The 12,798-nt window shown below is 62.7% G+C and carries 15 protein-coding genes; 4 read left to right on the top strand and 11 right to left on the bottom strand.

What is annotated here, in order from left to right:
• Positions 1-11: 11 nt before the first annotated feature.
• Both purL and NKI41_RS05890 read right to left on the bottom strand, forming a co-directional pair.
• Complete coding sequence (purL, locus tag NKI41_RS05895) at positions 12-2,249, bottom strand: phosphoribosylformylglycinamidine synthase subunit PurL (protein ID WP_352681928.1); 2,238 nt, start codon at positions 2,247-2,249, stop codon at positions 12-14.
• A gap of 148 nt (positions 2,250-2,397) precedes the next feature.
• Complete coding sequence (locus tag NKI41_RS05890; protein WP_352681926.1) at positions 2,398-3,810, bottom strand: aminotransferase-like domain-containing protein; 1,413 nt, start codon at positions 3,808-3,810, stop codon at positions 2,398-2,400.
• Positions 3,811-3,902: 92 nt separating this feature from the next.
• Here NKI41_RS05890 and NKI41_RS05885 point away from each other — a divergent pair, with 92 nt between their 5' ends.
• Positions 3,903-4,148 (top strand): DUF1127 domain-containing protein, encoded by a 246-nt coding sequence (locus NKI41_RS05885; protein ID WP_352681924.1) that lies wholly within the window; start codon positions 3,903-3,905, stop codon positions 4,146-4,148.
• 14 nt (positions 4,149-4,162) lie between these two features.
• Here NKI41_RS05885 and NKI41_RS05880 read toward each other — a convergent pair whose 3' ends face one another.
• From NKI41_RS05880 to purC, 6 genes are read right to left on the bottom strand one after another with little or no spacing between them, the layout of a single operon-like run.
• Positions 4,163-4,804: a Pr6Pr family membrane protein gene (locus NKI41_RS05880; protein WP_352681922.1), complete on the bottom strand. Its 642-nt coding sequence runs from the start codon at positions 4,802-4,804 to the stop codon at positions 4,163-4,165.
• 4 nt (positions 4,805-4,808) lie between these two features.
• Positions 4,809-5,219 carry a hypothetical protein gene (locus tag NKI41_RS05875; protein WP_352681920.1) on the bottom strand — a complete coding sequence of 137 codons (411 nt, stop codon included), beginning with the start codon at positions 5,217-5,219 and terminating at the stop codon, positions 4,809-4,811.
• Between the two features lie 2 nt (positions 5,220-5,221).
• On the bottom strand, positions 5,222-5,887 hold the full coding sequence (locus NKI41_RS05870; RefSeq protein ID WP_352681918.1) for a glutathione S-transferase family protein: 666 nt from the start codon (positions 5,885-5,887) through the stop codon (positions 5,222-5,224).
• A gap of 31 nt (positions 5,888-5,918) precedes the next feature.
• A complete protein-coding gene (gene purQ, locus NKI41_RS05865) occupies positions 5,919-6,587 on the bottom strand; it encodes a phosphoribosylformylglycinamidine synthase subunit PurQ (RefSeq protein ID WP_352614096.1) in 669 nt (222 codons plus the stop codon).
• Between the two features lies 1 nt (position 6,588).
• Positions 6,589-6,831: a phosphoribosylformylglycinamidine synthase subunit PurS gene (purS, locus tag NKI41_RS05860; RefSeq protein ID WP_352681916.1), complete on the bottom strand. Its 243-nt coding sequence runs from the start codon at positions 6,829-6,831 to the stop codon at positions 6,589-6,591.
• A gap of 40 nt (positions 6,832-6,871) precedes the next feature.
• The gene (gene purC / locus NKI41_RS05855; RefSeq protein WP_023674725.1) at positions 6,872-7,666 is read right to left on the bottom strand and encodes a phosphoribosylaminoimidazolesuccinocarboxamide synthase; all 795 of its coding nucleotides are present in this window, start codon (positions 7,664-7,666) and stop codon (positions 6,872-6,874) included.
• Between the two features lie 270 nt (positions 7,667-7,936).
• Between purC and NKI41_RS05850 the strand changes: the two genes are divergently transcribed.
• Both NKI41_RS05850 and NKI41_RS05845 read left to right on the top strand, forming a co-directional pair.
• Positions 7,937-8,257, top strand: coding sequence for a DUF1476 domain-containing protein (locus NKI41_RS05850; protein ID WP_254817651.1), 321 nt, complete (start codon positions 7,937-7,939; stop codon positions 8,255-8,257).
• 120 nt (positions 8,258-8,377) lie between these two features.
• Positions 8,378-9,151 carry an HpcH/HpaI aldolase family protein gene (locus NKI41_RS05845; RefSeq protein WP_352681914.1) on the top strand — a complete coding sequence of 258 codons (774 nt, stop codon included), beginning with the start codon at positions 8,378-8,380 and terminating at the stop codon, positions 9,149-9,151.
• Between the two features lie 99 nt (positions 9,152-9,250).
• Here the strand turns inward: NKI41_RS05845 and NKI41_RS05840 are convergent, their stop codons facing one another.
• Positions 9,251-9,799, bottom strand: a complete 549-nt coding sequence (locus tag NKI41_RS05840) for an RBBP9/YdeN family alpha/beta hydrolase (protein WP_352474656.1) — start codon at positions 9,797-9,799, stop codon at positions 9,251-9,253.
• 271 nt (positions 9,800-10,070) lie between these two features.
• Here NKI41_RS05840 and NKI41_RS05835 point away from each other — a divergent pair, with 271 nt between their 5' ends.
• A complete protein-coding gene (locus NKI41_RS05835; protein WP_352681913.1) occupies positions 10,071-10,883 on the top strand; it encodes a VOC family protein in 813 nt (270 codons plus the stop codon).
• A 1-nt stretch (position 10,884) separates the two neighbouring features.
• On the opposite strand, the gene NKI41_RS05830 is transcribed toward NKI41_RS05835, so the two are convergent.
• Together NKI41_RS05830 and purB are read right to left on the bottom strand one after the other, a co-directional pair.
• The gene (locus NKI41_RS05830) at positions 10,885-11,457 is read right to left on the bottom strand and encodes an alpha/beta hydrolase (protein ID WP_352681911.1); all 573 of its coding nucleotides are present in this window, start codon (positions 11,455-11,457) and stop codon (positions 10,885-10,887) included.
• Positions 11,457-12,764 (bottom strand): adenylosuccinate lyase, encoded by a 1,308-nt coding sequence (gene purB, locus NKI41_RS05825; RefSeq protein WP_352681909.1) that lies wholly within the window; start codon positions 12,762-12,764, stop codon positions 11,457-11,459. Before purB ends, NKI41_RS05830 begins: the two co-directional genes overlap by 1 nt.
• Between the last annotated feature and the right edge of the window lie 34 nt (positions 12,765-12,798).

The following is a 12,798-nucleotide window of genomic DNA, read 5'->3' as shown; positions in this document are numbered from 1 at the left end:
ACTCGATCACATCACGGGTCCACGACCTCATTTGCCATGAAGCGAGGGAACCAGGATTCGTGGGCGGCGGTCAATTCGCTGACCGGTATCGCACGCGCCTCGCCCAGCTTCAGGTCGCTGCCGCCGGTCGAGCCGATCCACGGCGCAAAAACGCCGAGCTTGTTTTGTTGTTCGCGAATGGCGTCCCATTGCTCGCTCTGCGGGTCGATCGACAGCGTCAAGAGATAGCGGCCCTGGTCCTCGCCGAACCAGACGGGGATTGGATCTGTGCCGATCAGGCCGGGGATGGTCGCGCCGATGCCGGAGGCCATCGCCATCTCGGCCAGCGCTACCGCGATGCCGCCATCGGAAACGTCATGCGCCGCGGTAACGACACCGGAGGCGATCAGTGCCCGCACATGGTCGCCGACCCGCTTCTCGTGGCCGAGATCGACCGGCGGCGGCGGGCCGTCGGCGCGGCCAAAGATGTCGCGCATATAGACCGACTGGCCAAGATGCGAGCCCCATATCGTCGGCGCGCCGACCAGCACGATCATCTGGCCTTCGGCGGCAAAGCCGATGCGCACCATTTTCGACCAGTCGGCAATCAGACCGACGCCGCCGATGGTTGGTGTCGGCAGGATGCCCTGTCCGTTGGTCTCATTATAGAGGGAGACGTTGCCGGAGACGATCGGAAAGCCAAGCGCCCGGCAGGCATCGCCGATGCCTTTCACAGCACCAACCAGCTGGCCCATGATCTCCGGCCGTTCCGGATTGCCGAAATTGAGGTTGTCGGTGGCCGCGAGCGGCAGAGCGCCGGTGGCGGTAAGATTGCGCCAGCATTCGGCAACCGCCTGCTTGCCGCCCTCGTAAGGGTCGGCCTCGCAATAGCGCGGCGTCACGTCGGAGGAGAAGGCGAGCGCCTTGGTCGGGTGGCCATCGACGCGCACGACACCGGCGTCGCCGCCGGGAAGCTGCAGGGAATTACCCTGGATCAGCGTGTCGTACTGCTCCCAGACCCAGCGGCGCGAGGAAAGGTCCGGTCCGCTCAGCAGCTTGAGCAGTGCGTCAGCCACATCGGCTTGAGGTGCATCGCCGGCCAGCGGCGCCGGCTTCTTCGGATCGACCCAGGGACGGTCATATTCCGGCGCTTGATCGCCGAGATCCTTGATCGGCAGGTTGGCGACCTCGTCGCCCTGGTGCAGCACGCGGAAGCGCAGATCGTCGGTGGTCTTGCCGACGATGGCAAAGTCGAGGCCCCATTTGTGGAAAATCGCCTCGGCCTGTTTTTCCTTTTCGGGGCGCAGCACCATCAGCATGCGCTCCTGGCTCTCCGAAAGCATCATCTCATAGGCGCTCATGCGCTCTTCACGCACCGGCACCTTGTCGAGATCGAGCTCGATGCCGAGGTCGCCCTTGGCGCCCATCTCGACCGCCGAGCAGGTGAGGCCGGCGGCACCCATGTCCTGGATGGCGATAACGGCGCCGGACGCCATCAGTTCGAGGCAGGCTTCGAGCAGGCATTTTTCGGTGAACGGATCGCCAACCTGCACGGTGGGCCGCTTCTCGTCGATCTTGTCGTCGAACTCGGCCGAGGCCATGGTGGCGCCGCCGACACCGTCGCGCCCGGTCTTGGCGCCGAGATAGACCACCGGCAGGCCAACACCCTTGGCTTCCGACAGGAAGATCGCATCAGTCTTGGCAAGCCCCGCCGCAAAGGCATTGACCAGGATGTTGCCATTGTAGCGGGCGTCGAAATTGATCTCGCCGCCGACCGTCGGCACGCCGAAGGAATTGCCATAGCCGCCGACGCCGGAAACGACACCGGCAACGAGGTGCCTGGTTTTGGGATGGTCCGGCGCGCCGAAGCGCAGCGCGTTCATCGCCGCGATCGGCCGCGCGCCCATGGTGAAGACATCGCGCAGGATGCCGCCGACGCCGGTCGCAGCTCCCTGATAGGGCTCGATATAGGAGGGGTGGTTATGGCTCTCCATCTTGAAGACGACGCAGTCGCCGTCGCCGATGTCGACCACGCCGGCATTCTCGCCTGGGCCCTGGATGACTTGCGGCCCGGTGGTCGGCAGCGTGCGCAGCCACTTCTTCGAGGATTTGTAAGAACAATGCTCGTTCCACATCGCCGAAAAAATACCAAGTTCGGTAAAGCTCGGTTCGCGCCCGACCAGGTCGAGGATGCGCTGGTACTCGTCGGGCTTCAGCCCGTGCGCGGCAATGAGTTCAGGAGTGATCGGCACGGAATTGGAAATGGTCATGATCGGCAATTGTGTCCTTGAGATCGAGTCCCGTCTTATCGCAAGCGTCGCAGCCGATACACCCCGTTGGATGACTAAAACGATGGAAAGCAACAGCTGACCGCAAGTAGCGAAAGATCGCCACTCGACCCGCCGGTTTCAAGCCGGTTCAGGAAAAGCTGTCGTAGCCGGCGCGGCCCTCGTCCAGAAGCCGCCGGATTACCGCGACGCCGTGCGCGATATCGTCCCGCTGCCGCGGTTGCGAGATGCCAAACCGTACGCCGTGAAAGGCCTGTTCGGAACGCCCTGCCTTGAACTCGTCCTCGTCGTCGATGAGCACGCCATGTTCGAGGCAGGCCTGCTTGAAAGTGCCGGAAAGCCATGGGTCCGGCAAAGTGAGCCAGACGAACGGCACGTTATCCAGCGCCTTGAAATCGAAGCCGTCGAGTGTCTCGCGCACGATCGCGATGCGCGCACCGATCTCGGCAATGCTGCGCTTGCGCACCTCAGCGGCCTGACCGGACAGCACCAGCCGGCTGCCCACCTCCGCCAGCAGAAAGGGCAGGCCGCCCGTCATCATCTTGTGGGCAACCCGGATGCGGTGACGATAGGCCGGCGGGCAAGCGAGCCAGCCGCCGCGAACACCCGCCGCAACCGATTTCGACAGGCCGCCGGCAACGATGGTCCGTTCGGGAGCATATTCGGCCATTAAAGGCGTTGGGTCATCGGTCAGTCCGCCATAGAGATCGTCCTCGATCAGGACGACGTTATATTGACGGGCGACATGCGCGATTGCCTCGCGGCGCGATGCCGACAGCGTTGTCAGCGTCGGGTTCTTGGCCGTCGGCATCAAAAACATCATCTTCGGGTGCTTTTGTGCGCAGACGCGCTCGAAATCTTGGGGATCGATGCCCTCGTCGTCAGTCGCCACCAGTGCGGTCCGGCGACCGATCAGGCCGGCACTGCGCGAGATCTGCGAATAGGTGAGGTGCTCGAAGACGACATAGTCGCCGGGGGCGGTGAGCCCCGCAATGGTTGCCATCACCGCGGCGTGGGTGCCGAGCGTGGGAACGATGGCATCTACCGCCGGGCGATAGGAATTGCGCGACAGCCAGCGCCTGCCGGCTTCGAACCAGCGGTCCGGGAAATCACGCGTATAGCTTGAAATCTCATGCGGATGGTCTTGCGCCGTGCGTGTCAACACGTCGGCGACGATGGCACCCTGGCCGACGTCCGGTGCGGCCGTGCTATCGAAGCGCAGCTTGTCGCCGGGCGCATCCATATAGCGCGTGCCTTGTTCGACCGGCCCCAGGAAATCCGGCTTTGCGCTCTCCGACTGTTGAGCGAGAACATAGGTTCCGCGGCCGACCTCGCCGCTGACCAATCCCCGCTCGCGCAGCAATTGATAGGCCCTGCCGACCGTGCCGACGGTCGTGCCGATGTCGTATGCCAGATCGCGCTGCGGCGGCAGCTTTGCCCCTGCACCGATCAAGCCGCGGTCGATGTCCGTCTCGATGGAATCGGCAAGCCGCTGATAGAGCGGGCCGGTGCGGGCGGTCAGGTCTGGAAGCCAAGTTGTCATGGTGACAATTTTTTACATTGCACCGAAATGGGAGTCAATACATATGAAGCGGGCCGTACGAAAGGCACAATTGCAATCTTGGCAGAAAGAAAATGGGTACAATCGAGACAATCCGCTACGCGGCAGTTGAATTGACCGGAAGCCGCTCGTCGGGCCGGAGATCCTATGTTCGCCGGCTCGTGCAAGTGGTCACGTCATTCGTCCGATGGATCGACAGTCTGCTGGATCGCCGCCGCAGTCGGCTGGTCCTGCTCGAGATGACCGACACCCAGCTCAAGGACATCGGTATCTCGCGCTGCGATGCCCATCGTGAGGGTCTGAGGCCGTTCTGGGACTGATGCGTTCGAGCGCTTTAGCGGACGGTCGCCGCCCTGATCCGCGCGACGCCGCGGTCCACAAGCACCGCCACAATAGATAGCACGAGAAAAAGCCCTGTGATGGCCACGGCCGAGACGGCGACGCTGACCGCTCCATTTTTGGCAACATCGAGGAACGGGTAAGGCACTTCGCCGGCAATCGGCGCCCGCAGCAGCGCGTAGGCCAGATAGGCGATCGGATAGATCATCCACCAGGAGATGTCGCGCCACCGCGTCGAGCCGTCGGCGCCTGCCACAAGCCACCACAGCACGAACAACACCGGCGTCACATAGTGCAGGAGCACATCGCAGAGCAGGAACAGCCCTTGCGGCTGCCAAAGCTGCGCCAGGACCGTTGCATAAACGATGAGGACCAGCGTTATGGCGACGGCTACGCCCGCCCGCATCCGTGGCGCGGCAAAGGCCGGAAACCAGGCATAACCCGTCGACGACAGCAACGAGGCATGGACGAGCACCGCGCCGATGTTGGTCAGGATGGTGAAGAAGCTGAAATAGAAGACCAGCGAGCCGGCAAAGCCGCGGCCGGCTTCCATTGATGCCGGGACGGTGATGCAGAGTTGCAGGACGAGCCCGGCCAGGCCGACGACCAGACCGGTGATCTGCAGCACGCGACCCATTGGGCTAGGCAGCAGCGCCGCAGCCCGGATTGCCCGCCTGCCAGCGGGCAATGTCCGAGCCGATGCGTGCGCCGAGCGGTTCCGCCATCAATGGGCCGAACACGTCGACGCGGCTCGAATTGCCTTGCGCCTGCACGACCAGCAACGGCTTTCCACCATAATGTTTGGCCGGCACCAGCAGGAAGCGCGGCGTGCCGCTGAACGAATTCAGTTCGTTGGCCATCTGGTAAGATTTGAAGGCAGGGTCCTTGCTGGCGATCCAGCATTTGTGGGCAGCGATTGCCACCTGTTCCATGGCAAGCAGTGACGCGCTCTTGCCCGCCGGCGCCGGCGTGCTCTTCGGGCCTGACTGGCATGAGGCGAGTACAAGCCCGGCGGCAGTAGCGACGGCGAGGCGCGTGGTCGTCGGTCTCATGTTCAAGCGGCGCCCATCTCGAGTTCGGACAGAAACACCTTCAGACCGTCTGTCATCTCACCCCAGACGCGCGACAGCGCCGGATGCTGCAAGGCAATCTGCTCGTAGGCATCGAATTTCGGATAGGCGTCAAGCAAATCGGGGCGGCCGATCGTCGCCCTGAAATTGTTGAAGACGAAGCGGGTCGGCGTCAGCCAGGCATCGGCGAAGGAGATGTCGTCGCCGAGCGCGAACGGGCCATGCGCCATGCGCGCCTCGATTGCCGCGAGCCCGTGATGCAATCGGGCGAACTGTGCCTTGATCTCCGCCTCGTTGCGCTGCGGCACGAAATGGAGCTCGAACAGCTTCATGGTCGGGGCGAGCACGTCGAGGTCGGTGATGCGGGCGAACATGCGCACCAGCGCCCGGTCCTTCGAGTCCCTCGGCAGCAGCGCCGGCTCGGGAAAGCGCTCCTCCAGATATTCGGCGATGACCACCGATTCGACGATCGTTTCGCCGGAGCCGGTGATCAGCACCGGAATCCGGTTCAACGGCGAGATGGCACGAAATGCCTCGGGGATGGGAAACCCCGGCGGCGGTGCAATGAGCTTGAGCGGCACGTTCTTGATGTAGGCCAACGCCCGCACGATCGACGAATAGGGCGACAACGGCCGCGAATAGAGTTTCATGACCGTGGCTCCAGGAGGAAAATTGAAGGTATCAAGCGGCGATGCCCAGTGCGCTTTCGAACAGCGCCCGGCCGTCGCTGCCGCCATGCGCCGCTTCGATCAGGTTCTCGGGATGCGGCATCAGGCCGAGCACATTGCCGCGGCCGTTGACGATGCCGGCAATGTCGTTGATCGAGCCATTGGGATTTGTGCCTTCGGCATAGCGGAATACCACCTGGCCTTCCCCTTCGAGGCGGGCCAGCGTTTCGGCATCGGCGAAATAATTGCCGTCATGATGGGCCACCGGCGCGCGGATGACCTGGCCCGGCTGATAGCGGCGGGTAAACATCGTGTTGGCATTAGCAATCTGCAGCTTGACTTGCCGGCAGACGAATTTCAGCGAGGTGTTTCGCATCAATGCGCCCGGCAGCAGGCCTGCCTCGACCAGGATCTGGAAGCCGTTGCAGACGCCGATGACCATGACGCCCTTGGCCGCCTTTTCGGCGACAGCCCGCATCACCGGCATGCGCGCGGCAATGGCGCCGCAGCGCAGATAATCGCCAAACGAAAAGCCGCCGGGAATGGCAATCAGGTCGACATCGGGAATGTCGGTGTCGGTCTGCCAGACGGTGACCGGCGGCGTGCCGGAAATCTTGGTCAGCGCCGCGATCATGTCGCGGTCGCGATTGAGGCCGGGGAGCAGGACGACGGCTGATTTCACCTCAGGCGATCTCCACCGCGTAATTCTCAATCACCGTATTCGCCAGAAGCTTGTCGCACATGGCTTTCAGATCCGCTTCGGCCTTGGCCTTGTCGCTCTCGGCAAGTTCGATATCAAAAACTTTGCCTTGCCGCACCTGGCCGATGCCGCCGAAACCCATTGCGAACAGCGCATGCTCGATTGCCTTGCCTTGTGGGTCTAGCACGCCGTTCTTGAGGGTTACGGTAATGCGGGCCTTGATCACGCTGGACATGTTCCTGTTCATCTGTTGAGCGGGCAAGCCATCAGTGCGGCTTGCCTTTGACACCGTCGGTCGATGCGACGAGCACCGGCCCGGCTGGGCGCGGCGGCTCGTTCTCGTTCATGATGCCGAGTCGGCGGGCAACTTCCTGATAAGCTTCGACCAGCCCGCCCATGTCGCGGCGGAAGCGGTCCTTGTCGAGCTTGTCCTGCGTCGCCACGTCCCACAGCCGGCAGGAATCCGGCGAAATCTCGTCGGCGACGACGATGCGCATCATGTCGCCTTCGAACAGGCGGCCGCATTCGATCTTGAAATCGACCAACTGGATGCCGACGCCCATGAACAGGCCGGAAAGGAAGTCGTTGACGCGAATGGCCAGCGCCATGACATCGTCGATCTCCTGTGGGCTCGCCCAGCCGAAGGCGGTGATGTGCTCTTCCGATACCATCGGATCGTCGAGTGCATCGGCCTTGTAATAGAATTCGATGATCGAGCGCGGCAGCACGGTGCCTTCCTCGATGCCCAGGCGCTTGGCCAGCGAGCCGGCGGCGACGTTGCGCACCACCACTTCGAGCGGGATGATCTCGACTTCCTTGATCAACTGCTCGCGCATGTTGAGCCGGCGGATGAAGTGGGTCGGAATGCCCATCCGGTTGAGGTGGTTGAAGATGTGCTCGGAAATGCGGTTGTTGAGCACGCCTTTGCCATCGACGATTTCATGCTTCTTCTTGTTGAAAGCGGTAGCGTCGTCCTTGAAGAACTGGATCAGCGTGCCAGGCTCCGGTCCCTCATAAAGGATCTTGGCCTTGCCTTCATAAATGCGGCGGCGATTTTTCATCTGATTTTTCTCTGGATTTGCGGGCAGGCGGCAAGCGACCAGTTCCTGTCCGTCTGCCTAAAATAAGATGGCGACGGTGGGGTTCAATGCCGGTGTCTATCCCAATCGCACTGTTTGCTCAATCGGCAAATCCTTTCAATCAACCGCTTTCGGGCACCGAAATGCCGCAGCGCAGCAAGCAATGTAGCATATTGACCGGCCTGCGCCCTTTTGGTTTGTGCTCCGGCAACACATATTGGCACAACGAATCGGATTTCACGGAGGGATGCCATGAGCAGCATGAAAGACCGCGAAGAGGGCTTTGAGCGCAAATTCGCATTCGACGAGGAACTTCGGTTCAAGGCTGCGGCACGCCGCAACAGAGCGCTCGGCCTGTGGGCTGCCGAAAAGCTCGGCAAATCCGGCACCGATGCCGACGCTTATGCCAGGGAAGTGGTCGTCAGCGACATCGAGGAAGCCGGCGATCACGACGTTTTCCGCAAGATACGCAAGGATTTCGATGCGGCGGGCATCGACCAGTCGGACCATCAGATCCGCCGCACCATGGATGAATTGATGGCGCAGGCGATCGAGCAGATCAAGAACACCTGATTTTTCAGCCGGTACCGATCGAATGCTGGACCAATCGACCGCCCGGCCTAACCGCGCGGTTTTTCTTTGCCTTTGCGGTCATTTCCGGCTGAATTGCTGCAAGCAAAGAGGAAATCGCCAATGTCCCTGAAGTCACGCCTTGCGGTCGACGAGACGCTGTTCACCGCATGGTCCGGCGTGCCGGATGCCTTGACGGTCGAGATACTGGCCAGGCAAGGGTTCGACGCGGTTACGCTCGACATGCAGCATGGGGGCCATCACGAGGACAGCGTGCTGCGCGGGCTTGTGCCGGTGCTGGCCGCCAACAAGCCGGCTTTGGTGCGCATCCCGGTCGGCCGCTTCGACATGGCCAGCCGCGCGCTCGACTTCGGCGCCGAGGCTGTGATTGCGCCGATGGTGAATTCAGTGGCGGACGCAAAGCTGTTTGCCGCCGCCATGAAATACCCGCCGCTCGGCGAGCGCTCCTGGGGTCCCACCTATGCTTTTCCGCGCCATGGCAAGGGCGATTATGCCGACTGGCTGCGCGACAGCAACCAGCGCACCATGGCGTTCGCCATGGTCGAAACGCGCGCCGCGCTTGATGCACTCGACGGCATTCTCGACACGCCGGGTATCGACGGGATCTTCCTCGGCCCGTCGGATTTCTCGATCGCCTGGTCGAAGGGGACCACCGTCAGTTCGACGCTGGAGAGCATGATGGAGACCGTCGCCTCGATCGCCGAGCGCACCCGCAAGGCCGGCAAGCATGCGGCGATCTATGTGATGGAACCGGCCGTTGCCGGTCGCGTGGTGTCGATGGGCTACCGGCTGCTGGCGTTGGGTTCCGAGCATTCGCTGATTTCGCTTGGGGCAAAGACCCTGCTGAGCAGCGTCAGGGATTCGATCGCTTCCTAGAGCAATCCCAGGAAAAGTGTGAAACGGTTTTTCCGTCCGGAATTGCGTCAAAACAAAGAGATAGAGCGGTTCGCCGTTTCCGTGAAACGATGAACCGCTCTAGAGGTCCGTCAGGAATTTCGCGAACGTCATCGAACCTTCGGGCCATGGGCCGAAGCCGGAATCCGCGTTGAGATGACCGGCATCGCCGGCGTCGATGAACAGCGAGCCCCACGCCGCGGCAATGTCCTCGGCGACGCCGAAGGCGCAGAACGGGTCGTTGCGGCTTGCGATCACCACCGACGGAAATGGCAGCGGGTCACGCGGGTAGGGGCCGAAGGTCATCAGGTGCCTCGGCTTTATTTCAGGGTTGGCGACATCGGGCGGCGCCACGAAGAAAGCGCCGGCGACCGGTCGCTCGAACCGAGGCAATGCCTGGATGACCGCGGCGACGCCAAGCGAGTGAGCGACAATGACGACCGGCCGCTCGGCCTCGTTAACCGCCTTGGCGACACCGGCCGTCCAATCCTCGCGCACCGGCTTCGACCATTCCGTCTGTTCGACGCGGCGCGCTGTCGATAGTTTCGACTGCCAGCGGCTCTGCCAATGATCGGGGCCGGAATTGGTGTAGCCCGGCACGATGAGAATATCTGCTTCCCTGACTTTCATGGCGCGCATGTAGCGAGAGGCGCTGTCGGGTGCAACCGGGTATGAACTCGACAGCGACACGCAAACGGCCTCTCATGAGCCCGGTTCTGCTCGCTATTGTGAACACCATGTTCGCTTCTTGCGCTCTTGTGTGAACGATTGCGATCGACGATCTGTCGCTGGGAAAGAATGGCTGTTCCGAGATTTTGGCACGGACACGGCGTAGAATGATTGATGGCGCCGGGTTCCTCCGTTGGAAGCTTGTCGAGCGCCGGCTGAACGGAGCACTTTGATGAGCGAACTGCCTTTTGCCGCGACGACCCCGGTCAGCGTTGCCCGTGTCGGCTTGCGGGCGCGCGATGCAGAAAATCTCGCTGCCTACTATCGCAAAGTCGTCGGTTTGCAGGAACTGAGCCGCTCCGGCGGCACGATTACGCTCGGCGCAGTCAATCGCCCTTTGCTCGACATCGAAGCGGATCCGGCTGCGAAACCCGATGACCCGCGCAGCGCCGGTCTTTTCCACACCGCCTTCCTGCTACCCAGCCGGGCCGATCTCGGCCGCTGGATCAATCACGCCATCGCCGGCAAGATCGGCATCGAGGGCGCATCCGACCATCTGGTCAGCGAGGCTCTTTATCTGACCGACCCGGAAGGCAACGGCATCGAGATCTATGCCGACCGCCGCCCCCAGGACTGGAAATGGAACGGCGACAAGATCGCGATGGCGACGGAGCGGCTGAACATGCCGTCGGTCGTTGCCGCGGTGCCGGCCGGCGACACCGGCTGGCAGGGCGCGCCGGAAAACAGCATTATCGGCCACGTCCATTTGCGGGTCGGCAGGCCGGAAGAAGCCGAAGCATGGTGGCATCAGGAGTTCGGTTTCGACACAGTGGCAAAGTACGGTGGCGCGGCGGTGTTCCTGTCGTCCGGCGGCTATCATCACCACATTGGCGCAAATGCGTGGCAGAGCGCCGGCGCCGGTCGCCGCGATCCCGCCCGCTCCGGCTTGGCCTGGGTCGAGATGCGCTCGGACAATGCCGCAAGCGAGACCACCCGCGAGGATCCGTGGGGCACGGTAATAAGGACGGTTCCCGGTAAGGCGTAGGTTAGAGGTTCGCTTTTTCGAGCAAGCGGCCAAGCATGAGCAGGCCCGCTGGCCATACGCCCAGGCGCGCCTCGTTTCCCATATGGCCGAGATCGCCGGCATCGGCGATATCCGCGCCCCAGGCTGCGGCAAAAGCGGTCGCCTTGTCGAAGGTGACGCGTGGGTCGCTGCGGCTCGCCACCACCAATGTCGGGAAGGGCAGGCGCTTCAGCGGCATCGGCGCGAACGGGCGCACCGCGTCGAATGAGGGATCGGTATCCTCGACATTGGTCGCGGCAACCAGGAATGCCGCCGCGACCTTGTCGAGTTGGCTTTGACTGGCGCCGGCAGCCCACTTCACCGCCGTCGCCACCGCCAGCGAATGCGCAAGCAGCACGACGCGGCGCGGTGCGGCGGCCACCGCGGCATCCACCTGGTCGATCCAGTCTTCAGGCTTTGGCCGGTCCCACTCGGCCTGCAGCACGCGGCTCGAATTGGGGAACACCCGGCACCAATGCGACATCCAATGATCCGGCGCGGAATTGCCGCGCCCGGGCAGGGCGAGGAAATCGAAATCTCCGGCCGACGAAATCATCAGGCTTCTCCAAACACTCGGCTAAAGATCGTATCGACGTGCTTGGTATGATAGCCCAAGTCGAATTTCTCGCGGATCTCGGCCTCGGGCAAGGCTGCGACAACGTCCTTGTCGGCCAAAAGTTCCTCAAGAAAATCAGCGCCTTGCTCCCACACCTTCATGGCGTTGCGCTGCACCAGCCGGTAGGCGTCCTCGCGCGAAACACCGGCTTGCGTCAGCGCCAGCAGCACGCGCTGCGAATGCACAAGGCCACGGAATTTGTTCATGTTCTTCAGCATGTTGTCGGGGTAGACGAGCAGTTTGTCGACAACGCTGGTCAGGCGTGAGAGCGCGAAATCGAGCGTCACCGTCGCGTCGGGCCCGATCATGCGCTCGACCGAGGAATGCGAGATGTCGCGCTCGTGCCAGAGCGCCACATTCTCCATTGCCGGCCATGCGAAGGAGCGCACCATGCGGGCAAGGCCGGTGAGGTTCTCGGTCAGCACCGGGTTGCGCTTGTGCGGCATCGCCGACGAGCCCTTCTGGCCGGGTGAAAAGTACTCTTCTGCTTCGAGTACCTCGGTGCGCTGCAGATGGCGCACCTCGATCGCCAGCCGCTCGATCGACGAGGCGATGACGCCGAGCGTGGCGAAGAACATCGCATGGCGGTCGCGCGGAATCACCTGCGTCGACACCGGCTCGGGCTTCAGTCCGAGTTTCTTGGCCACGTATTCTTCGACGTAGGGGTCGATATTGGCGAAGGTGCCGACCGCACCCGAGATGGCGCAGGTGGCGATGTCCTCGCGTGCGTGCACCAGCCGTTCGCGGCAACGCGAGAATTCGGCATAGGCCTGCGCCAGCTTGACGCCGAAGGTGGTCGGCTCGGCATGGATGCCGTGGCTGCGGCCGATGGTGATGGTGTCCTTGTGCTCGAAGGCGCGGCGCTTGAGCGCCGCAAGCAGCCCGTCAATGTCGGCCAGCAGGATGTCGCTGGCGCGGGTGAGCTGCACGGCAAAACAGGTGTCGAGAACGTCGGAGGATGTCATGCCCTGGTGGATGAAGCGGGCATCCGGCCCGACGAATTCAGCAAGATGGGTGAGAAAGGCGATGACGTCATGCTTGGTGACGCGCTCGATCTCGTCGATGGCGTCGACGTCGAACTTCGCCGCTCCGCCTTTCTCCCAGATGGTCTTGGCGGCCTCCTTCGGGATGACGCCGAGCTCGGCCAATGCGTCGCAGGCGTAGGCCTCGATCTCGAACCAGATACGGAACCGGGTTTCGGGTGACCAGATGGCCACCATTTCCGGCCGGGAGTAGCGAGGGATCATCAGTCGGTCCTGACTTGTGAGAGCATTTGCCCGC

The organism is Mesorhizobium sp. M0601 (assembly GCF_040320845.1).
GTDB lineage: Bacteria > Pseudomonadota > Alphaproteobacteria > Rhizobiales > Rhizobiaceae > Mesorhizobium.
This window is presented reverse-complemented; position numbering and strand designations above follow the sequence as displayed.

Excerpts from the sequence above, each read along its gene's own strand:
- NKI41_RS05880 (WP_352681922.1), bottom strand. The coding sequence starts at position 4,804 with ATGGGTCGCGTGCTGCAGATCACCGGTCTGGTCGTCGGCCTGGCCGGG.
- NKI41_RS05870 (WP_352681918.1), bottom strand. The coding sequence starts at position 5,887 with ATGAAACTCTATTCGCGGCCGTTGTCGCCCTATTCGTCGATCGTGCGG.
- NKI41_RS05840 (WP_352474656.1), bottom strand. The coding sequence starts at position 9,799 with ATGAAAGTCAGGGAAGCAGATATTCTCATCGTGCCGGGCTACACCAAT.
- NKI41_RS05885 (WP_352681924.1), top strand. The coding sequence starts at position 3,903 with ATGGGTACAATCGAGACAATCCGCTACGCGGCAGTTGAATTGACCGGA.
- NKI41_RS05835 (WP_352681913.1), top strand. The coding sequence starts at position 10,071 with ATGAGCGAACTGCCTTTTGCCGCGACGACCCCGGTCAGCGTTGCCCGT.
- NKI41_RS05890 (WP_352681926.1), bottom strand. The coding sequence starts at position 3,810 with ATGACAACTTGGCTTCCAGACCTGACCGCCCGCACCGGCCCGCTCTAT.
- NKI41_RS05830 (WP_352681911.1), bottom strand. The coding sequence starts at position 11,457 with ATGATTTCGTCGGCCGGAGATTTCGATTTCCTCGCCCTGCCCGGGCGC.
- purB (WP_352681909.1), bottom strand. The coding sequence starts at position 12,764 with ATGATCCCTCGCTACTCCCGGCCGGAAATGGTGGCCATCTGGTCACCC.
- NKI41_RS05850 (WP_254817651.1), top strand. The coding sequence starts at position 7,937 with ATGAGCAGCATGAAAGACCGCGAAGAGGGCTTTGAGCGCAAATTCGCA.
- NKI41_RS05875 (WP_352681920.1), bottom strand. The coding sequence starts at position 5,219 with ATGAGACCGACGACCACGCGCCTCGCCGTCGCTACTGCCGCCGGGCTT.
- purC (WP_023674725.1), bottom strand. The coding sequence starts at position 7,666 with ATGAAAAATCGCCGCCGCATTTATGAAGGCAAGGCCAAGATCCTTTAT.
- NKI41_RS05845 (WP_352681914.1), top strand. The coding sequence starts at position 8,378 with ATGTCCCTGAAGTCACGCCTTGCGGTCGACGAGACGCTGTTCACCGCA.
- purL (WP_352681928.1), bottom strand. The coding sequence starts at position 2,249 with ATGACCATTTCCAATTCCGTGCCGATCACTCCTGAACTCATTGCCGCG.